At 59.4% G+C, this 19,376-nt stretch carries 17 protein-coding genes; 8 read left to right on the forward strand and 9 right to left on the reverse strand.

The window, feature by feature from the left end; genetic code table 11:
* Both FZX13_RS05915 and FZX13_RS05920 read left to right on the forward strand, forming a co-directional pair.
* Positions 1–2,628 (forward strand): efflux RND transporter permease subunit (locus FZX13_RS05915; RefSeq protein WP_226408379.1); only part of this gene is annotated, 2,628 nt, incomplete at its 5' end.
* 53 nt (positions 2,629–2,681) lie between these two features.
* Entirely contained in the window at positions 2,682–3,545 is an 864-nt protein-coding gene (locus tag FZX13_RS05920) for an alpha/beta fold hydrolase (RefSeq protein WP_226408807.1), read from the forward strand.
* On the opposite strand, the gene FZX13_RS05925 is transcribed toward FZX13_RS05920, so the two are convergent.
* On the reverse strand, positions 3,530–4,528 hold the full coding sequence (locus FZX13_RS05925) for an RpoD/SigA family RNA polymerase sigma factor (protein ID WP_226408381.1): 999 nt from the start codon (positions 4,526–4,528) through the stop codon (positions 3,530–3,532). The two genes, FZX13_RS05920 and FZX13_RS05925, sit on opposite strands and share 16 nt — an antisense overlap.
* A 52-nt stretch (positions 4,529–4,580) precedes the next feature.
* The gene (gene mgtE / locus FZX13_RS05930; RefSeq protein ID WP_226408383.1) at positions 4,581–6,047 is read right to left on the reverse strand and encodes a magnesium transporter; all 1,467 of its coding nucleotides are present in this window, start codon (positions 6,045–6,047) and stop codon (positions 4,581–4,583) included.
* A gap of 72 nt (positions 6,048–6,119) precedes the next feature.
* On the opposite strand from mgtE, the gene FZX13_RS05935 reads away from it, so the two are divergent.
* The gene (locus FZX13_RS05935; RefSeq protein ID WP_226408385.1) at positions 6,120–6,593 is read left to right on the forward strand and encodes a glutathione peroxidase; all 474 of its coding nucleotides are present in this window, start codon (positions 6,120–6,122) and stop codon (positions 6,591–6,593) included.
* Here the strand turns inward: FZX13_RS05935 and FZX13_RS05940 are convergent.
* The 4 genes from FZX13_RS05940 to gyrB are packed head-to-tail and all read right to left on the reverse strand — an operon-like array spanning position 6,559 to position 9,583.
* A complete protein-coding gene (locus FZX13_RS05940) occupies positions 6,559–6,957 on the reverse strand; it encodes a CrcB family protein (RefSeq protein WP_226408387.1) in 399 nt (132 codons plus the stop codon). The genes FZX13_RS05935 and FZX13_RS05940 overlap by 35 nt on opposite strands.
* Positions 6,950–7,330 carry a CrcB family protein gene (locus FZX13_RS05945; RefSeq protein ID WP_226408389.1) on the reverse strand — a complete coding sequence of 127 codons (381 nt, stop codon included), beginning with the start codon at positions 7,328–7,330 and terminating at the stop codon, positions 6,950–6,952. The genes FZX13_RS05940 and FZX13_RS05945 overlap by 8 nt, the downstream gene beginning before the upstream one ends.
* Entirely contained in the window at positions 7,311–7,616 is a 306-nt protein-coding gene (locus FZX13_RS05950) for an SH3 domain-containing protein (protein ID WP_226408391.1), read from the reverse strand. Before FZX13_RS05950 ends, FZX13_RS05945 begins: the two co-directional genes overlap by 20 nt.
* Complete coding sequence (gyrB, locus tag FZX13_RS05955; protein ID WP_226408393.1) at positions 7,616–9,583, reverse strand: DNA topoisomerase (ATP-hydrolyzing) subunit B; 1,968 nt, start codon at positions 9,581–9,583, stop codon at positions 7,616–7,618. Before gyrB ends, FZX13_RS05950 begins: the two co-directional genes overlap by 1 nt.
* A 153-nt stretch (positions 9,584–9,736) precedes the next feature.
* Between gyrB and miaA the strand changes: the two genes are divergently transcribed.
* Positions 9,737–10,636, forward strand: coding sequence for a tRNA (adenosine(37)-N6)-dimethylallyltransferase MiaA (miaA, locus tag FZX13_RS05960; RefSeq protein ID WP_226408395.1), 900 nt, complete (start codon positions 9,737–9,739; stop codon positions 10,634–10,636).
* A 57-nt stretch (positions 10,637–10,693) separates the two neighbouring features.
* Positions 10,694–11,347 carry a translation initiation factor IF-3 gene (gene infC, locus FZX13_RS05965; RefSeq protein ID WP_011363124.1) on the forward strand — a complete coding sequence of 218 codons (654 nt, stop codon included), beginning with the start codon at positions 10,694–10,696 and terminating at the stop codon, positions 11,345–11,347.
* Here infC and FZX13_RS05970 read toward each other — a convergent pair.
* A complete protein-coding gene (locus tag FZX13_RS05970; protein WP_370630794.1) occupies positions 11,344–11,973 on the reverse strand; it encodes a dienelactone hydrolase family protein in 630 nt (209 codons plus the stop codon). The genes infC and FZX13_RS05970 overlap by 4 nt on opposite strands.
* 217 nt (positions 11,974–12,190) lie before the next feature.
* Here FZX13_RS05970 and FZX13_RS05975 point away from each other — a divergent pair, with 217 nt between their 5' ends.
* Genes FZX13_RS05975 through FZX13_RS05985 form a run of 3 tightly spaced genes read left to right on the forward strand, consistent with a single transcriptional unit; the run spans position 12,191 to position 14,797 of the window.
* Positions 12,191–13,192: a GntR family transcriptional regulator gene (locus FZX13_RS05975; protein ID WP_011363122.1), complete on the forward strand. Its 1,002-nt coding sequence runs from the start codon at positions 12,191–12,193 to the stop codon at positions 13,190–13,192.
* Positions 13,193–13,201: 9 nt separating this feature from the next.
* Entirely contained in the window at positions 13,202–13,963 is a 762-nt protein-coding gene (gene cysE / locus FZX13_RS05980) for a serine O-acetyltransferase (protein WP_226408410.1), read from the forward strand.
* Between the two features lie 15 nt (positions 13,964–13,978).
* Complete coding sequence (locus FZX13_RS05985; protein WP_226408412.1) at positions 13,979–14,797, forward strand: polysaccharide pyruvyl transferase family protein; 819 nt, start codon at positions 13,979–13,981, stop codon at positions 14,795–14,797.
* A 796-nt stretch (positions 14,798–15,593) separates the two neighbouring features.
* Here FZX13_RS05985 and FZX13_RS05995 read toward each other — a convergent pair.
* A complete protein-coding gene (locus FZX13_RS05995) occupies positions 15,594–16,487 on the reverse strand; it encodes a glycosyltransferase family 2 protein (RefSeq protein WP_226408414.1) in 894 nt (297 codons plus the stop codon).
* A gap of 20 nt (positions 16,488–16,507) precedes the next feature.
* Positions 16,508–19,324: a preprotein translocase subunit SecA gene (secA, locus tag FZX13_RS06000; RefSeq protein WP_226408416.1), complete on the reverse strand. Its 2,817-nt coding sequence runs from the start codon at positions 19,322–19,324 to the stop codon at positions 16,508–16,510.
* Positions 19,325–19,376: the final 52 nt, after the last annotated feature.

Raw genomic sequence — 19,376 nt, forward strand, 5'->3', positions numbered from 1 at the left:
GTGGGGGGGCTGGTGGGAGGGCCTCCGGCATCAGGAGATCAGGCGTACACCTACCCGATCGTGGTGGAGAACAACGGCAACCTCACCTCCCTAGAAGACTTCAACAACCTGATTGTCAACCGCTCCCCCTCAGGCAACCTGCTCAAACTCGAGGACGTGGGCGAGGTGCGCTACGGCACCAACAGTTTCGCCGTACAGGGCATCGACAAGAACGGCCATGAGGCGCTGACCCTGGCGATCTATCAAACCCCGGCCAGCAACGCCCTGGATGTGTCCAATGCGGTGATGGCACAACTCGATCAGTTCCGCAGCCTCGTTCCCCCCGGGGTGACGGTGAATCAGATCTATGACATTGGCCAGTTCATCGAGGCGTCGGTGGATGGGGTGATTGATGCCCTGGGTCTTGCCATCGTGCTGGTGCTGGTGATCCTGTTTCTGTTCCTGCAGAACTGGCGCGCCACAGTGGTGCCCAGCCTGGCCATCCCGATCTCGCTGATCGGCACCTTTGCCTTCCTGAAGGTGTTCGGCTTCTCGATCAACCAACTCACACTGCTGGGGTTGGTGCTGGCGACGGGTCTGGTGGTGGACGACGCCATCGTGGTGATCGAGGCCGTGTCCACCAACATCGAGCGGGGGATGAAGCCCCGCGAGGCAGCCCTCGCCTGCATGGGCGAACTGTTCGGTGCCCTTGTAGCGACAGCACTTGTGCTGATGGCGGTGTTTGTTCCCGTGGCCTTCTACCCCGGCGGTATCGGCATCATCTACAAGCAGTTCGCCCTGACGATCGCCTTCTCGATCGCCATTTCGGCCTTCAACGCCCTCAGCTTCTCGCCGATGCTCTCGGGTTTGATCCTGCCCCGGGAGAAACCTCCCGAACCGCGCGGTCGCGCCTGGATTGTTGTGGGTGTGATCGTGGGTCTGGCCTTCGGGCGGTTCAGTGCCGCAGCCTTCGGCAGCTGGACCTACCTGGCCGGCGTGGGCATCGGCGCCCTAACTGGAGCCAACCTGCCGCGCATTTTCACGGCATTCAATGCCGGCTTTGACCGGCTGCAGCAGGCCTACGCCGCCCTGCTCACCCGGGTGATCGCCCTGCGCCAGCTGATCCTCGGCGGCTTGGCCGTGGGCATCGTGCTGACCGGCTTCGCCTTCAAAGCCCTGCCCACCGCCTTCATCCCCGATGAAGACCAGGGCTACGGCCTGGGCATCTTCCAACTCCAGAACGGCGCCTCTCTGGTGGAAACCAAAAAGCTCGGCATGCAGATCGCCAAGGTGCTCAGCGAGGAAGACGACGTGGCCAATGCTGGAATCATCAGCGGCTCCGGCTTCAACGGCTCCAGCCCTGATCAAGGCTTCTTCTTCTTCGGATTGAGACCCCTGGAGGACCGCAAAGGAGCCAGCCAAAGCTCCGACGCGATCATCAAGCGCTTGAACACCAAGCTGATCCAGCTGAGCGAAGGGCTGGCGGCGGCATCAGGGCCGCCAGCGGTTCCGGGTTTCTCATCTCAGGGCGGTTTTTACTTCCAGTTCAACGACCTCAGCAACGGCCAGTACAGCCTCAATGAGCTGTCGGATCTGGCGGATCAACTGATCAAGGAGGGGAATGCCAGCGGTGATTTCTCCACGCTCTACACCCAGTTCAACCCCAGCTCTCCGGCCGTCGGCCTGTCGGTGAACCGCGATGTGATGGGGGCTTTGAACGTCGACTATCAGGAGGCGATGGACAGCATCGCAGCTCTCACTGGCGGCAACTACTCCGGGCTCACCTATGAGAGCGGTCAGGTACGCAGCATCTACGTGCAGGGCACACCGGATCAACGCCAGACCATCGACGACGTGCTGAGTTACTACGTGCGTGATCGCGATGGCGGGCTGGTGCAGGTGTCGCAGTTCGCCTCGGCTGAACTGAGCAGTGCGCCGCCGGTGATCAGCCACTACAACCTCAACCGCACCGTGCTGATCCAAGGAGCAGAAGCGATTGGAAAGAGCAGTGGTCAGGCCCTGGCCAAGATTCAAGCGCTGTTCAATGCTGCCGACTTCACCAACATCGGCTCCGCCTTCACCGGACTGGCAGAGCTGCAACTCTCCGCCGGTAACGCCAGCGTTCTGGTGTTCGGCCTCGGCGTGCTGATTGTGTACCTGGTGCTCTCGGCCCAATACGAGAGCTACATCACGCCTGTGATCATCCTGGCCACGGTGCCTCTGGCCATGCTCGGTGCCCTGGCCTTCCTGGCCATCCGTTCGATCGACCTGAACATCTATGCCCAGGTGGGCCTGGTGACCCTGATCGGCCTTGCGGCCAAGAACGGCATCCTGATCGTGGAGGTGGCCGAACAAAAGCTGGAGCAGGGCCTGAGCATCACCGAGGCGGCGGTGCAGTCGGCCGAATCACGACTGCGACCCATCCTGATGACGGCCATTGCCGCCCTGGCCGGCTTCCTGCCTCTGGTGGTAGCCAATGGCGCCGGCGCCCACAGCCAGCAATCCCTGGGCACCGTGATCTTCGGTGGTCTGGTGGTGGCCACGGTGTTGTCGCTTGGAGTTGTGCCGCCGGTGTACGTGCTGGTGAAAAACCTCGAACAGCGGTTGTTCAGTCGCCAAGATGCACCGGCGCAGCAAGCCAAGGCGTGAGCCCTAGCAACAAACTCTGGAGCTGGAACCAACGATCCATTGGCTGGAGCCTGATGGGCGACCCCGATGCCGAAGAAGCGGTGCTGCTGATCCACGGCTTCGGGGCCAACACCAACCACTGGCGCTTCAACCAGCCGGTGCTGGCCGAGCTGGTGCCGACCTACGCCATCGATCTACTGGGGTTCGGTGCCAGCGACCAACCCCGGGCCCGCTTGAAGGATGAACCCGAAAGAACAGATGCGGTGCATTACGGCTTCGACCTCTGGGGCCAGCAAGTGGCGGACTTCTGCCGCGAGGAGATCGATCGACCGGTGCGACTGGTGGGCAACTCCATCGGCGGGGTTGTGGCCCTACGGGCCGCACAACTCCTGGACAACCAGTGCCGAGGCGTGGTGCTGATCGATTGCGCCCAGCGCTTGATGGACGACAAGCAACTGGCAACCCAGCCGGCCTGGATGACCTGGATCCGGCCGCTGCTGAAAACCATGGTGCGACAGCGCTGGTTGAGCACCGCCCTGTTCCGTAATGCGGCGCGTCCCGGCGTGATCCGCAGCGTGCTGAAACAGGCCTATCCCAGTGGCATCAACATCGACGACGCGCTGATCGACCTGCTGTTTCAGCCCACCCAGCGCCATGGTGCCGCCGAAGCCTTCCGCGGTTTCATCAACCTGTTCGACGACCATCTGGCGCCGGAGTTGATGGAGGAGCTAAACATCCCAGTAGATCTCATCTGGGGTGAACAGGATCCCTGGGAACCCGCCGCAGAAGCCAAGCGATGGGCCCAGACCATCAGCTGCGTTCGTTCCCTCGAAGTGATTCCCGGTGCAGGCCACTGCCCCCACGACGAGGCACCGGATCAAGTGAACCCGGTGCTGCAACGGCTGGTCAAGTCGGAATCTGATCAGCAGGCGACGTAGGCCTCCACCTGATCGCTGACCCTGCGTAGACCTGCTAGACCATCACGCTCCAAGTTGCGCACACGGTCGCGGCTCATGCCAAGAATCCGGCCAATGCCAGTGAGGCTCATCGGGTCTTCCCCATCCATGCCGTAACGCATCCGTAGCACCTGCTCTTGAAGGTGGGGCAGCTGGCCCAGCAGGCTGCGCAGATCACCTTTCAAGCAATCCTCTTCCACCTGATCGCTGGGCAGATCACCATCGCCGGAGAGCAGTTCCAACAGTTCGGTGTCGTCACCGTCGCCAACTTTCATCTCCAAGCTCACGGGCTGGCGGGCGCGACACATCAGATCCTTGACGTCGTCTTCCGGCAGCTCGACGTACTCGGCAAGCTCGATGACGGTGGGGGTGCGACCCAGTTCTTGGCTCAGCTCCCGCTGCCCCTTCTTGAGCTTGTTCAGCATCTCAGTGATGTGAATCGGTAGCCGAATCGTGCGGCTCTTTTCGGCAATGGCCCGCGTGATGCCCTGACGAATCCACCAGTAGGCATAGGTGGAAAATTTGTAACCCCTGGTTGGATCAAACTTTTCAACTCCACGCACCAGGCCGATGGTTCCTTCCTGAATTAGATCCAGAAGCTCCATGTTCCGCTTAGTGTATTTTTTAGCGACGCTCACCACCAGCCTTAGGTTGGCGGCCACCATGCGCTCTTTAGCGCGGCGGCCGTGCTGAAGCTTGCGCTTGAGCTGCACTGAGGAAAGCCCCGAGGCCTTCGCCAGCTGATCTCGGCTGGGCTTCTCACCTTCCTTGCTCTCTAGCTCAGACTCGATGGTCTCGATGTCCATTAACTCTTGGACCTGACGCCCGAGTGTGATCTCTTGCTCGTGGGTTAGCAGAGGAACACGGCCGATGTCACGCAGGTAGGAGCGGACTAGATCAACGTCTGCCGTGACGGTTTTCGCGGCAGTTTTTGGCTTGGAAGTAGCGGTCGCTGCCGGAGCCATGTCGCTTCTTTGAGTTATGTAAAGAGTACTCCTAAGAAACGTAAACACACTCTCAGAAAACGCCCAAGGCAAAGAATTGGGTAGAAATACCTGTGGCCTGAACCAGCTGCGGCAGGTGGACCAACAGCCACCCCGCCGTCTTCAGGTAGATCAGCGTGCCTGCCACATCAGTACAGGTGGTGATGAAGGGCGTGGACATCAAGGCCGGATCCAAACCCATGCGATCGAACAGCAGCGGAAACGCCGCTCCGGCAGTGGCCGCCAAGGTGGTGATCGCCAGCAGGCTCATCCCCACCGACAGACCCACCAAAGCGCTTTCACCTCTCCACCAAGCAAAAGGAACCACCAACAACATCATCAAGACACCCAGCAACGCCCCCGCCATGGCTTCGCGGGTAATCGCCCGCAAGGGTCCGAGGCTGGAGATGCTCTGGGTGCTCAAGCCACGGATCACCACCGTGGAGCTCTGGGCCCCCACATTGCCGCCAGTGCCACCGAGCAAGGGGATGAACGCCGCCAGCAAGACCACCTTCTGCAGCACGTCTTCATTGGCGGCAATCACTTCCGAGGTAAAGAAGCTGGCGAGCACCAGCACCGCCAACCACACCACCCGGCGACGGGCGACGGTGAACAGGTTGCTGCTGAAGTAGTCGTCGTCATCACCAGCCTGAACCGCACCGGCGGCGTACAGATCACGGGTGGCCTCCTGCTCGATCACATCGATCACGTCATCCACCGTGACGATGCCCACCAGACGCTGCTCCAGATCCACCACAGGAACGGCGAGGAAGTCGTAACGCTGAATTGTGCGGGCCACCTTCTCCTGATCGGTGTCGGTGCTGACGCTGAGCACTTCCTCCGTCATCACATCGCCGATGCGAGCCTGGGGGTCTGCCGTCACCAGATCCCTGAGCGACAGGATGCCGGTGAGGCGGCGTTCCGCATCCGTTACATACAAGGAATAAATCGTTTCGGTGTCGCGGGCGCGGCGGCGCACGATTTCCAACGCCACAGCCGCCGTCTGGTTTTCCTTCAGGGCGATGTACTCGGTCGTCATCAAGCGACCGGCCGTCTCAGAGCGGTAACCCAGCAATTCAGCGGTGACCTTGCGCTCATCCGGGCTGAGCTCGCTGAGCAGCTGGCGCACCACCTTGGCCGGCAGTTCCTCAAACAAGCGGGCGCGATCATCCGGCGACATCTCCTCCACCACCTCCCGCATCTCACCGGAACGCAGCAGGCTCAGCAGACTCTGCTGGGTGGCGGTGTCGAGGTACTCATAAACACTGATGGCTTCGTCTTTGCTGAGCAGCCGAAAGGCAATGGCCTGCAGGTTGGCTGGCAGCGCGCCGATCGCTTGAGCGATATCGACCGGCTGAACCGGTTCCAGCAGCAGTTTCACCGCGTCGTAGTTCCCCGCCTGAAGCATGGCGGCGAGTTCATGGGTGACTGCTTCAGCCAGTAACTCTGGCTCCACGCCCACGCCCATGCCGGCACTGCTCAGCCCCGATGCCTCCGTCATGCTCCTCCGGCCGGGAGCCCAGTCTATGGCCGTTACATCCGGTTAACGTCAGCTCTCCCTCAGTGTTCAACCATGGCGATCAGCGTCAGCTCTGTCTCCGTCACCACCCCCGACGGCAGCAGCAAATCCCTTGGCGATTACGCCGGCAAGGTGCTGCTGATCGTGAACGTGGCCAGCCGCTGTGGCTTCACCAAGCAATACGCCGGGCTGCAGGCCCTGAACGAGGCCTACGCCGCCAAGGGGCTGGCCGTTCTGGGTTTCCCCTGCAACGACTTCGGCGCCCAGGAGCCCGGCAGCCTCGACGAGATCAAGAGCTTCTGCTCCACCACCTACGGCGCTGACTTCGAGCTGTTCGAAAAAGTGCACGCCAAGGGCAGCACCACAGAGCCCTACACCACCCTCAATCAGATGGATCCCAGCGGTGACGTGGAATGGAACTTCGAGAAGTTCCTGGTGGGCAAGGACGGCACAGTTATCTCTCGCTTCAAGAGCGGCGTCACCCCCGAAGACCTCAAGTCGGCGATTGAGGCGGCTCTGGCGGCTTGATTCGGCGCCCCAGGCTGAAACCAAGGGCTGCGGCGCCAAGCCCCAGCCCAAGGGTCAGCCCGATCAAGCCCAATGCGGCGGCCCAATCACCTGAACTCAGGTGCTTCATGGCCGCCAACATCCAACTGCTGAAGGTGGTGAGCGAGCCGCAGAAGCCAATGCCCAGCAGCAACTGTCGACGCGGGGCGGCGGGAAGCCCGGCCAGCATGCCCAACAGCGCGGCCCCCAGGACGTTCACCAGCAGGTTCTGATCCCCCAGATGCAGAGCCAGCTGCCAGCGCAGCAGGGCTCCAGGCACAGCGCCCAGACCCACGAGCAGCAGCTCCTGCAGTTCCAGTTGCAGGCTGGGGTTGGCCTCAGGCATAGGTCCCCAATCCGTAACCAACGGCCGAGGCCAGCAAACCCGCCCCGATCGAAGCGAGCGCAAGCACCATGGCCGTTAGAGCCTGGCCAGCCCGGAGCTCGTTCAGTAACTCCACCGCAAAGGTGGAAAAGGTGCTGAGGCTACCGAAAAAACCGACACCCATCAGCAGCGCGATGCCGGTGCTAGCGGTGCAGGTTTCATTGAGGGCCAGCACCAACCCGAGGGCGAAACAGGCCAACACATTCACGAGAAAGGTGCCCCAGTGCTTCTTAGGCACCATGGGCTGAAAGTGGTTCACCACCTTCAAGCGCAGCCAGGCCCCGGGGATCGCCCCGAGACCAACCAACAGGGCGTCAGGCGCGGAGCCAGCCACGGCGTTGCTCTCCGGAGACGGTTTGCACGTGCAGCCAATCCTGGCCATCGGCGGCAGACCAACGCCGCAGCAGGCGCAGGGAGGATCCCGCCTTGAGGGTGCTCAACCGTGGAGCAACCTCCAGCGGGCTGAGGTGCAGGGGCTGGTCGGTCGACGTGTGTAAGGGCCCAGACGCCTCGCGGCGACGGGGCTGTGGTTGACGCCGATCAGCACCACCGGCGGGCAAGGCCGCCGGGGCCATCAGCGCCACCCCAAGCAACCAACTCCAACGGAGAAGAGGCCCCATCAAATGTCGAGGGCTGCCATGTCCAGCTCGGCGCTGTGGGTTTCGATGAATTCCCGGCGAGGAGCCACCTTGTCACCCATCAGGATCGTGAAGATTCGATCGGCCTCGAGGGCGTCTTCGATTTCGATGCGCTTCATCATCCGGGTGCTGGGATCCATGGTGGTTTCCCATAACTGCTTGGGCATCATTTCTCCGAGACCCTTGAAACGCTGAATGGTGTAGTTGGCTTTTTCACCAAACCCTTTCAATGTTTTTTGCAGATCTGATTCGTTATAACAATAGGTATGATTTTTACCGCGCTCCACTTTGTAGAGCGGTGGACAGGCAATGTAGATATAACCACCTTCAACCAATTCTTTTTGGTAGCGATAGAAAAATGTGAGGATCAAGGTGCGGATATGGGCGCCATCCACATCAGCATCGGTCATGATCACAATGCGGTGATAGCGCAGGTTCTTCACGTCGAAGTCTTCGCCCTTGATCCCCAAGCCCAAAGCGGTGATCAGCGCCTGGATCTCGGTGTTCTTATAAATCTTGGCGTCGTCGGTTTTCTCGATGTTGAGGATCTTGCCCCGCAGCGGCAGGATCGCCTGGAAGCGACGGTCCCGGCCCTGCTTGGCGGAGCCTCCAGCGGAGTCACCCTCCACGATGTAGATCTCGGATTCGCCAGGGTCGCGGGAGCTGCAGTCGGCCAGTTTTCCGGGCAGGGTTGAGCTCTCCAGAACGCTCTTGCGGCGCACCAGTTCGCGGGCACGGCGGGCGGCTTCCGCCGCATTGAACGCCTGGATCGCCTTCTCCAGGATCAGACCGATCACGGAAGGATTGAACTCGAGGAACTGCCCCAGCGACTCGCCCACCAGGTTGTCGACGATGCCCCGCACTTCGGTATTGCCGAGCTTGGTTTTGGTCTGACCTTCAAATTCCGGTTCCGGCACCTTCACCGACAGAACCGCGGTGAGGCCTTCACGGATGTTCTCCCCCGCCAGGTTGGAATCCGCTTCCTTGCGTTTGCCCAGCTTCTTGGCGAAGGCGTTGAGGGTACGGGTGAGCACCGTCTTGAGGCCTTCGATGTGGGTGCCCCCATCCACAGTGCGAATGTTGTTGGCAAAGCCAAGGATGCTGTCGGAGTAGGCATCGGAGCACCACTGCAATGCCGCCTCCACCTGAACGCCATCCTTCTCCGAATTCACGTAGATGATTTCGGGGTGAAGGGCATCCTTCTCCTTGTTCATGTAGGCGACGTATTCCTTGATGCCGCCTTCATAGAAATAGATCTCCTCATGGGGCTGACCCTCCTCATCCCGGGCCGACTCCCGCTCATCACGGAAGACAATCCGCACACCACCGTTGAGATAGGCGAGTTCCCTCAGACGAGCCGAGAGGGTGGCGTAATCGAAAACGATGCCGCCGGTGAAGATTTCAAGGTCGGGCTTGAAGCAGACGGTGGTGCCGGTCTCGCCGGACTCCGCCGATGACTGCGACTCCGAGGCAAGCGCCCCAATGGCAGTGCCCCGCTCAAAGCGCTGGCGATGAATCTGGCCCTGGCGGCGCACCGTCACCTGCACCCATTCACTCAGGGCATTCACCACCGAGATGCCGACGCCGTGCAAACCGCCAGACACCTTGTAACCGCCGGCTCCGAATTTGCCGCCGGCATGCAACACCGTGAGCACCGTCTCCAGGGCACTCTTGCCGGTGCGGGGATGGACATCGGTGGGAATGCCACGGCCGTTGTCACTCACCGAGGCAGAGCCGTCTTCACCCAAGACGACAACAATTTGGTCGCAATGACCGGCCAGAGCCTCATCGACCGAGTTATCAACCACCTCGTACACCAGGTGGTGCAAGCCCCGCGGCCCCGTGGTGCCGATGTACATGCCCGGGCGCTTGCGAACGGGCTCAAGCCCCTCCAGCACCTGAATTTGCTCAGCGCCGTAGGCGTTCTGGACCTTGGAAGCGTCGCTCATTCAGTAAGTCTCAAGCCAGGAAACCGGGTCATGGGCGGGCGCAACGGCTCTAAACCTCGACCTGACAATGCCAATCTACCACCGGCTGTCTATAGAGGCTTGCAGAGGCCTCTCAGAGGTCGTTCCAAGCCGGGCTGCACCCCCCTAACGCTTTTGAATAGCTCCAATCCCCTGGTGATCGCCCTGCTCGGGCCCACTGCCAGCGGCAAGACCGCCCTGGCTTTGGACATCGCCGAACGGCTGGATCTGCCGGTGATCAACGTGGATTCCCGCCAGCTCTACCGGGGGATGAATGTCGGCACTGCCAAGCCGACGGCGGAGCAGCAGGAACGGGTACAGCACCATTTATTGGACCTGCGCGCACCGGACCAGCCGATCACCCTGCAGGAGTTTCAATCAGAAGCCAATCCCTGCATCAACCATGAGCTGGAGCAGCGTGGTGTGGCCCTCCTCGTGGGCGGCAGCGGCCTGTATCTCAAAGCCCTCACCTCCGGACTGCAACCTCCGGCTGTCGCCCCGCAGCAGAAGCTGCGCCAACAACTGACGGCCCTGGGCCAGGGCATCTGCCACCCCCTGCTGCAAGCCGCCGACCCAGACGCCGCCGCCAAAATCGCTCCAGCCGATGCCGTGCGCACCCAGCGCGCCCTGGAAGTGCTCTACGCGTCCGGACAACCGATGAGCCGCCAAGCCACCGCCACACCGCCCCCCTGGAACGTTCTGGAACTGGGCCTCAATCCCGCCAATCTGCGCCAGCGGATCCAGCAACGCACCGAGCAGCTGTACCAGAACGGGCTCGTGGAGGAGACCCGGCGCCTTAGCGAGCGCTACGGCGCAGATCTGCCGCTGCTGCAGACCATCGGCTACGGCGAGGCGCTGCAGGTGATCAGCGGCGGGCTGACCAATGGAGACGCGGTGCGGATCACCAGCCAACGCACCCGCCAGTTCGCCAAACGACAACGCACCTGGTTCCGGCGTCAGCACAACCCCCACTGGCTGCCCGACCAGGCAACGTTGACGGATGCGATGACGTTGATCCAGCAGCAACTAATGTGAAGGATGCAGACGTTATATCCCTCGAAATTGTCTGCACCTGTCCCCGTCACCGCCTGAATGCCCCCACGTCCCCGTTTTGACCGTCGTGCCCCGGTTCGGGAGCTGCCCAACATCAACGATCGGATCAACTACCCCCAGTTGCGGGTGGTCGACTCAGACGGCGCTCAGCTGGGCGTGATCAGCAGGGAAGAAGCCCTCGACGTGGCCCGTGACCGGGAACTGGATCTGGTGCTGGTGAGCGAGAAGGCCGACCCGCCGGTCTGCCGAATCATGGACTACGGCAAGTTCAAGTTCGAACAAGAAAAAAAAGCCAAAGAGGCCAAGAAAAAGTCGCACCAGACCGAAGTTAAAGAGGTCAAGATGCGCTACAAGATCGACCAGCACGATTACGACGTGCGAATCGGTCAGGCTCAGCGCTTCCTCAAGGCTGGCGACAAGGTGAAGTGCACGGTGATCTTCCGCGGCCGGGAGATTCAGCACACGGCCCTGGCGGAAACCCTCCTGCGGCGGATGGCCAAGGATCTGGAGGAAAAGGCCGAGATCCAGCAGGCGCCCAAACGGGAGGGCCGCAACATGATCATGTTCCTCACCCCGCGCAAAACACCGCTGGTGAAGAAGGAGGAAAAGGAGCAAGCCGCCAACAAGGCCGTGCGCACGATTCCGGCACCCCCACGCCCCACCGCCGCGAAGGTGGCGAGCCCTCAGGGCTAGAGGAGAGAGACATCGTCCAGCAGCAAGCGCCATCCCTGGGCTGAGGCCTGGGGATCAAAACTGCTGCGGGCTTCGCACATGAAGCCGTGATCGGCGCCGTCATAGCTCAGACAACGCAAACGCTCGCCGGCGGGATCGGCCTTGCGCAGGGCCATATCAATTGTTTCGCGATCCTCCGCAGGAATCAGCGGATCGGCCGTGCCGAACACACAGGTAAGCCGTGCCTGGATCTGCGGCAGCAGGGTCAGGGAGGGTTCACCACCGCCGGGCCGCATCCGGCTGACGCCAGCGCCGTAGAAATCAAAGGCGGCCGCCACGCCAGGCAGGCTGGCCGCCAGGAACGCGGCATGCCCCCCGAAGCAGAAGCCCACCAGATGAACCGCTGCCTGCGGGTGTTGATCCTGGATCCAGGCGATTGCAGCAGCAACATCAGCGAGGATCTGATCGCTGGTGGTGGCGTCCTTGTGGCGACGACCTTGGGCCAGATCGGACGGTTCGTAGGCCAACTCCAGCTCGGGGGCCGTTCGCGCAAACAAGGGCACCGCCAGGGCCGGATAACCATGGGCGGCCAGCCGATCGGCCACGCTGCGCACCCAGGCATTCACACCGAACACCTCAGGCAGCACGATAAAGACACGATTTATAGACAATTCTGTATTGATATCGTTTGCGGCAGTTTGCGGCTGTGCCCACCAGCACCGCAGCGACACATCCCCATTGGCAATCTGAAGCCAGCGAGTTGACAGTGAGTTTGAAATTGTCACAGGTCCACAGGACACAGAAGTAATTGTCACCAAGGGAATCGCTCCGTATGGTGGCCGCATTCCGACCTGTCCCACCGGCGTGCGATTCCATATCCAACAGGAAAGCGACATTCCGGCATCGACGCAGCTCTACAACCAGATCTGTTTCGCCATCGCAGCGCGGCATTACCCACCGGGCCATCGATTGCCGAGCACCCGCCAGCTGGCGATGCAGACAGGATTGCACCGCAACACGATCAGCAAGGTTTACCGCCAGCTGGAAACCGATGGCGTGGTGGAAGCGATGGCCGGCTCTGGCATCTACGTGCGCGACCAGCAGAAACCACGTGAAATCAAAACGCCACCGCACATCCGCAATCGGGGCGTCACCGATCTCGACCGGGAAGTGCGCAAGTGCGTGGATGGCCTGCTGAATGCGGGCTGCACCCTGCAGCAGACCCGGGAACTGCTGACCCGAGAGATCGACTGGCGCCTGCGCTGCGGTGCACGGGTGCTGGTCAGCACGCCGCGGGAAGACATTGGCGCATCAATGCTGATCGCCGAAGAACTGGAACCCTGCCTGGATGTGCCGGTGGAAGTGGTGCCGTTGGAGGAACTGGAAAGCGTTCTGGAAAACTCCAGCAACGGCACAGTGGTGACCAGCCGTTATTTCCTCCAACCGGTGGAAGAGCTGGCCAAGAAACACAGTGTTCGGGCCGTGGCCGTTGACCTCAACGACTTCCGCCAGGAACTGGCCATGCTCAAGGAATTGCGCCCCGGCAGCTGTGTGGGCCTGGTGAGCATCAGCCCTGGAATCCTGCGGGCAGCGGAGGTGATCCTCCACTCAATGCGCGGCAACGAATTGCTGCTGATGACCGCCACTCCAGACGTGGGCAGCCGCCTGCTGGCGCTACTGCGGGCCTCCAGCCACGTGCTCTGCGATCGCCCCAGCCTGCCCCTGGTGGAGCAGAGCCTGCGCCAGAACCGCTCCCAACTGATGCGCATGCCCCAGGTGCATTGCGCCGAGAGCTACCTCAGCACCGATACGATCGATCTACTCCGCAAGGAGATTGGCCTACAGACCCCGGCAGCCGCCAGCTAAAACCCTGCGATGTTTGATCACATCCGTGCCGACCTCGCGATTATCCGCGAGCGTGATCCGGCTGCCCGTGGCTGGCTGGAGATTGTGTGCTGCTACCCCGGCTTCCAGGCGATCAGCCTGCATCGGTTCAGCCATCGGCTCTGGGCCTGCAAGCTGCCTCTGAAACTGGCCGCCCGCTGCCTCAGCCAGATCGGCCGTGCCCTCACTGGCATCGAAATCCACCCGGGCGCACGCATCGGCCACAGTGTGTTCATCGACCACGGCATGGGGGTGGTGATCGGCGAAACCGCTGAAATTGGCCCCCGCTGCCTGCTGTACCAGGGGGTGACCCTGGGAGGCACGGGCAAGGAGCATGGCAAACGCCACCCCACCCTGGCGGAGAACGTGGTGGTCGGAGCTGGAGCCAAGGTGCTGGGAGCCATCACGATCGGCACCAACACCCGCATCGGCGCCGGGTCAGTGGTGGTGCGCGATGTGGAAAGCGACTGCACCGTTGTGGGCATTCCAGGCCGCGTGATCCACCAAAGCGGCGTGAGGATTAACCCCCTGGCTCACTCCGCCCTGCCGGATGCCGAGGCGAGCGTGATCCGCAACCTGATGGAGCGGATCGATCACCTCGAAAACACGGTCACAAACCTCAAACGCTGCCTACAGGAGGTGGCGGCTGGGCGACAACTCACGGAAGAGTGCACTGGAGACGCTCAAAATCTTAAGGATCGGGAAATTCTGGAATTTCTGGGAGATAGCAATTCGTCATCATCCGAAAAATAATGGAGAACTCAAAACATGGCGCTGAGACACGAGAATCTGATCAGATTTCTGCTGGACACGACCAGCCCAGGAGAAACGATTCAATACATACCCAATCCAGGAAATGCCGGAGACAGCTTGATAGCTCTAGGTACGTTGCAATTAATGGAATCTCTTGGTTTACGCGTAAGACTCCACAAACACAGGGAAACTTTTAATAAAAATGATCGCGTCTTCTATGGAGGAGGTGGGAACTTTGTGCCTTACTACAAGCAATGTCGTGAATTCATTCTCCGCAACACTCACGTTCAGCAGCTCGTTCTGTTACCACACACTGTCCACGAACAGAGCGATGTGCTAGAGAAAATCGGGCCGAATATGGTTTTATTCGCACGAGAACGACGAAGCTTTAGGCACCTCACGCAGCACATGCGCTACCCGGAAAATGCTCGAATCGATCACGACTTGGCCTTTGCAATTGGCCCTAGCACCATTCAGTCATTGATCAAAAACGATTTAGGTCACAGGTCCGGTTGCTTACATGCGTTCCGAACTGACAAGGAAGCCACAAAGATTGAAATTCCGCCGGACAACAGTGATCTATCGCATATGTGCAAGACAATCAATAATACGCAAACACTAGAGGGGATTACTGAAAGCTCAAGAGCCATTTTTGAAGCGATAGCACCATACGCAGAAATAAAAACCAACCGACTTCACATCGCAATAGCCTCAGCACTTTTAAACAAAAAGACAATAATGGGAAGCAATTCTTATTTCAAAAATAGCGGAGTCTATCGATACTCAATTAAACAAAATTTTTCGAATGTAAAATTCGTAAATGTCAGGACTTAAAAATATTTATGACCAAAGGCCATAAGGAATTTTTTGAATTCCTTGTTTCTTGACCTGAAACAAACGTGCGCGAACATCAACAAAGGCTCGAAAGGAAAAGCCAGAGTTTTAAACCCTGTATTGGGCAATTATAGTATTCGTTTTTCCAAGCCAAAGGGTTCAATGCTGACATCCATGCGCAACTATTGAATTGGCGGAGCATTAAATCGAGCTCCCAACAAAGATTGGGCTTTCCTCATGAATTCTTGATCTGCCTTGTCAAGCAGTCGCGACAGAATGATCCCTTTGCAGCTCAGCAAGGGAGTCGATTGGAGAAGCGCATCGGCATCGACACCGACACCGAACTGGCGATCATCCACGCGTACAATCCGCAACAGGATCAAGCGGAGCGATCACCTCGAGAGCACGGTGACGAACCTCAAACGCTGCCTACAGGAGGTGGCGGCTGGGCGACAACTCATGGAAGAGTGCTCTGGCGAAGCTCAAAATCTCAAAGATCGAGAAATTCTGGAATTTCTCGGAGACGCCTCAAGCGAGCGTTGATCACAATCTGGAGCCATTTGCCCATCACACCTCTAAGCATGCAACCAGTTCGATAAAAAGCACTTTTTCAAGGCAAAGAACTAGAAAGATCTACAAACCCAACACCTGCAACAGGGCAAAGGCAATACCAGCCTCACATATACAGATAAATATTTTCAACACCTCCATTTTAGGAACCATGCTGAATGCCTTCCAGCTCAATCATCACCCTCCTAAAAATTAAACCAATTGGCAAAGGGGACGAATCTTAACCTCAACTCAGCCAGCGAGAGATTCGACACTTCAACCAGAACCAACGGTGCTTGGCCCGCAAAGACTTCACAGCAACGAAAAGCCGAGCATCCTCAAAAATGCTGCCTTCTTTCAAACCTTGAGCAAGGGCCTCGGGGGTTGTCTGCAAGCCACGCCAGAATTCCCAAAGACCATCACGACGCAAAAGCCGGCGTTGCTGTCGCCAAGCATCGCCCCAAGTTCGAGGAAGACCTTTGTTGCGTTGGTAGGCAGCACCGCCAAGTCGAATTTTTGATTGGTAGGAGGAAAAACGCCTGTACGGAAAGTGAAAGATGGATACCTGATCACTGAACTCAAGTGACCCCTGATGACCAAAAATCTCATGATTGCCTTGATCAACAGTTACATCAGCAAAGGCACGATGCATGCACTTAGGAGGCAAAGGACGGTGAAGCGCATTAATACTTTCACGCCAGAAGAAACAACTCTGTGAAGGGTGAGCCAAACCATCACGACGCCGACCACTCTCTGGGAGAACAGCATTAAAACGCTGAACAAACAACCCAGCTATGCCTGGAGCAACAGAATCCAAAAAGGATGGCGCATCTCCATCGGGGAACAACCAAAACTCATCAGCATCATTATTGATGACCCAATCAGCCCCATGATCTTGATAAGCAGAGCGGGCCATTTCCGTAACCCACTGCGCTTGATCATACGTATCAGATGTCTGCTGGATATAAGTGATAGGAACAAAACGGGCTAACCGCCGCAAGATCGCAGACGTTGCATCCGTGGACAGATTATCCATCACCAAAAAAGACTCAACACCCTGGGCATAGTGAAACAGGATGTTCTCAGCAATAACATCCTCCTCGTTACGAACGAGAAGAGTCATCACCACACGAGTAGACATTCAGATCACACCAATGTCAATCAAGTGGACCCTGACTGCTGTGGTGCAGCTGGCTGGAACATGAACATTGAATAGATCACATTGCGACGCATATTGGTCATCATTTCAAGGAACATGTCGTAGCCCTCGTTCTTGTATTCAATGAGAGGGTCTTTCTGACCGTAGCCACGCAGACCCACCGATTCACGCAGGGCATCCATCGCCTGAAGGTGCTCCCGCCAGAGGGTATCGATCTGCTGAAGGATGAAGAAACGCTCGGCCTCCCGCATCAGCCCCGGACGTTGCTGTTCGATCTGGCCTTCTTTGAGGTCGTAGGCGTTGCGCAGTTGCTCCTGAAGGAAGGCCTTGAGTTCCTCCATACCAAGGCCCTGCACCTGATCAGGGGTGAGATCCTCCAGGAGGTAGATGAATTCCTTCACCTTGCCCACCAGCTGGCCCAGATCCCATTCCTCCGGCGGCAGATCCGGATTCACATAGGCCTCCACGATTTCGCCCATAGTGCGTTCGCCATAGCCGATCACCTGCTTCTTGAGGGCACGGCCATCCAGCACCCGGCGGCGTTCGGAATACACCGCACGCCGCTGGTTGTTCATCACCTCGTCGTACTCGAACACCTGCTTGCGGATGTCGTAGTAGTAGGTCTCCACCTTCTTCTGGGCCCCCTCCAGCGAGCGGGTAAGCATGCCCGATTCGATCGGCATGTCTTCCTCCACGCGGAAGGCATTCATCAAACCGGCAACACGGTCACCGCCAAAGATCCGCAGCAGGTTGTCTCCTAACGAGAGGAAGAAGCGGGTGGAACCGGGGTCGCCCTGGCGGCCGGCACGGCCACGCAGTTGGTTATCGACCCGGCGGGACTCATGCCGTTCCGTGCCGATCACATGCAGGCCACCGGCCTCGCGAACGCGGCTTTCCTCCTGCTTCACCACGGCGTCGTATTCACCCTTCACCCGGGCGATCGCCTCGCGCAACGCCTGAATCTGGGGATCCTCAGTGGGAGCTTTCTCCGCAGCAGTGGCGATGCGCTCCTCCAGATCAATCACGCTGAGGGCACGGTCGCCCCAGGCCTTGACCAGATCACGGGCTAGCTGACCGAGGGCCTGATCGGTGTCGTCAGTGAGCAGGCAGGGGTAGAGGCTCTCACCGCTACGGGGCAGCGGCGGTGCTGCGGCATCGGCGAATCCATCCGCGGTCGTGCGTTGCAAGGGCACCGGTGGTTTGTGGTCGTCCTCCGGTTTCACCAGACGGCCCAGCAGCACTTCCCGCAACTTCAAACGGGCCATGTAGTCGCTGTTGCCGCCGAGGATGATGTCGGTACCCCGGCCCGCCATGTTGGTGGCGATGGTCACGGCTCCAGCGCGGCCGGCCTGGGCCACGATTTCCGATTCCCGCTCAACATTCTCCGGCTTGGCATTCAGCAGGTTGTGGGGGATCTCCTGCTCAGCCAGCAGGGAACTCAGCAATTCGCTCTTCTCCACTGAGGTGGTGCCCACCAGCACCGGTCGTCCGTTCTTGTGGATGTCGGCGGTTTCATTCGCCACAGCCCGCCACTTGGCGGTTTCGGTTTTGTACACCTGATCGGCCCAGTCCTGCCGTGCCCGCACCCGGTTGGTGGGAACAATGGTGGTTTCGAGTTTGTAGGTCTTCTCGAATTCCACCTCTTCCGTTTTTGCAGTACCGGTCATGCCGGCCAGGCGTGGATAAAGCAGGAAGAAGTTTTGATAGGTGATCGAGGCGAGGGTCTGGGTTTCCGGCTGGATCGGCAGGGATTCCTTGGCCTCGATCGCCTGGTGCTGGCCGTCGCTCCAACGGCGGCCCGGCATCACCCGGCCGGTGAACTCATCCACGATCACCGCTTCGCCGTCGCGCACGATGTAGTTCACATCCTTGACGAACAGCTCCTTGGCCTTGAGGGCGTTAGTGATGTAGTGGGCCCAGGGGTCCTGGGGGTTGAACAGATCCGCCACGCCGAGCATCTTCTCGGCCTTGGCAAAGCCTTCATCGGTGAGGGTGCAGCTGCGCTGCTTTTCATCCACCTCGTAGTCGCCTTCAGGGTCGATGCCGTCCTTGCCCAGCTCCGCAGCACGGACCAGGGCGTTGACCATTTCAGCGGCCTGCTGGTACTTCTCCTGGGGACGTTCCACCTGGCCGGAAATGATCAGGGGGGTGCGGGCTTCGTCGATCAGGATCGAATCCACCTCATCGATCACGCAGTACTGAAACTGCCGCTGCACCACCTCGCTTATGTCAGCGGCCATGTTGTCGCGCAGATAGTCGAAACCCAGCTCGGAATTGGTGGCGTAGGTGATGTCGCATTGGTAGTTACGCCGCCGTTCCTCCGGTCGCATGTCCTGCTGGATCAAGCCCACGGATAAACCGAGGAAACGGTGAACCTGGCCCATCCACTCGGCGTCGCGGCGGGCGAGGTAGTCGTTCACGGTGACTACGTGGACGCCGCGGCCGGTGAGGGCATTGAGATAGCTGGGCAGGGTGGCGACCAGAGTTTTGCCTTCGCCGGTTTTCATCTCGGCGATCTGGCCCTCGTGCAGCACCATGCCGCCAATCAGCTGCACATCGAAGTGGCGCATGCCGAGCACTCGTTTGCCAGCTTCACGAACCACTGCAAAGGCTTCGGGCAGGATCTCGTCAAGGATCGGGCGCTGGTTATCCAAGCTGCCGGCATCGGCTAGCCGTTCTTGAAATGCTGCTGTTCTGCTGCGCAGTTCGTCGTCGGAAAGAGGCGCGATCTCCTCTTCCAACAGGTTGATGTCGGAAACGATTGGCTGGTAGCGCTTCAGCTTGCGGGCATTGGGATCACCCAGCAGGAGCTTGAGCATGGAAAGCGGCAACCGAATCAGGTGCAGCCTAATAGAGAAGCAATGTCAGAAG

The sequence above is a fragment of the Synechococcus sp. MU1625 genome (genome assembly GCF_020514205.1).
Lineage (GTDB): Bacteria > Cyanobacteriota > Cyanobacteriia > PCC-6307 > Cyanobiaceae > Parasynechococcus.

Coding starts and splice junctions, on each gene's coding strand:
- FZX13_RS05950 (WP_226408391.1), bottom strand. CDS start 7,616: ATGGGGCCTCTTCTCCGTTGGAGTTGGTTGCTTGGGGTGGCGCTGATG.
- cysE (WP_226408410.1), top strand. CDS start 13,202: ATGTTTGATCACATCCGTGCCGACCTCGCGATTATCCGCGAGCGTGAT.
- FZX13_RS05985 (WP_226408412.1), top strand. CDS start 13,979: ATGGCGCTGAGACACGAGAATCTGATCAGATTTCTGCTGGACACGACC.
- infC (WP_011363124.1), top strand. CDS start 10,694: ATGCCCCCACGTCCCCGTTTTGACCGTCGTGCCCCGGTTCGGGAGCTG.
- secA (WP_226408416.1), bottom strand. CDS start 19,324: ATGCTCAAGCTCCTGCTGGGTGATCCCAATGCCCGCAAGCTGAAGCGC.
- mgtE (WP_226408383.1), bottom strand. CDS start 6,047: ATGACGGAGGCATCGGGGCTGAGCAGTGCCGGCATGGGCGTGGGCGTG.
- gyrB (WP_226408393.1), bottom strand. CDS start 9,583: ATGAGCGACGCTTCCAAGGTCCAGAACGCCTACGGCGCTGAGCAAATT.
- FZX13_RS05920 (WP_226408807.1), top strand. CDS start 2,682: ATGGGCGACCCCGATGCCGAAGAAGCGGTGCTGCTGATCCACGGCTTC.
- FZX13_RS05935 (WP_226408385.1), top strand. CDS start 6,120: ATGGCGATCAGCGTCAGCTCTGTCTCCGTCACCACCCCCGACGGCAGC.
- FZX13_RS05925 (WP_226408381.1), bottom strand. CDS start 4,528: ATGGCTCCGGCAGCGACCGCTACTTCCAAGCCAAAAACTGCCGCGAAA.
- FZX13_RS05995 (WP_226408414.1), bottom strand. CDS start 16,487: ATGTCTACTCGTGTGGTGATGACTCTTCTCGTTCGTAACGAGGAGGAT.
- FZX13_RS05940 (WP_226408387.1), bottom strand. CDS start 6,957: ATGCCTGAGGCCAACCCCAGCCTGCAACTGGAACTGCAGGAGCTGCTG.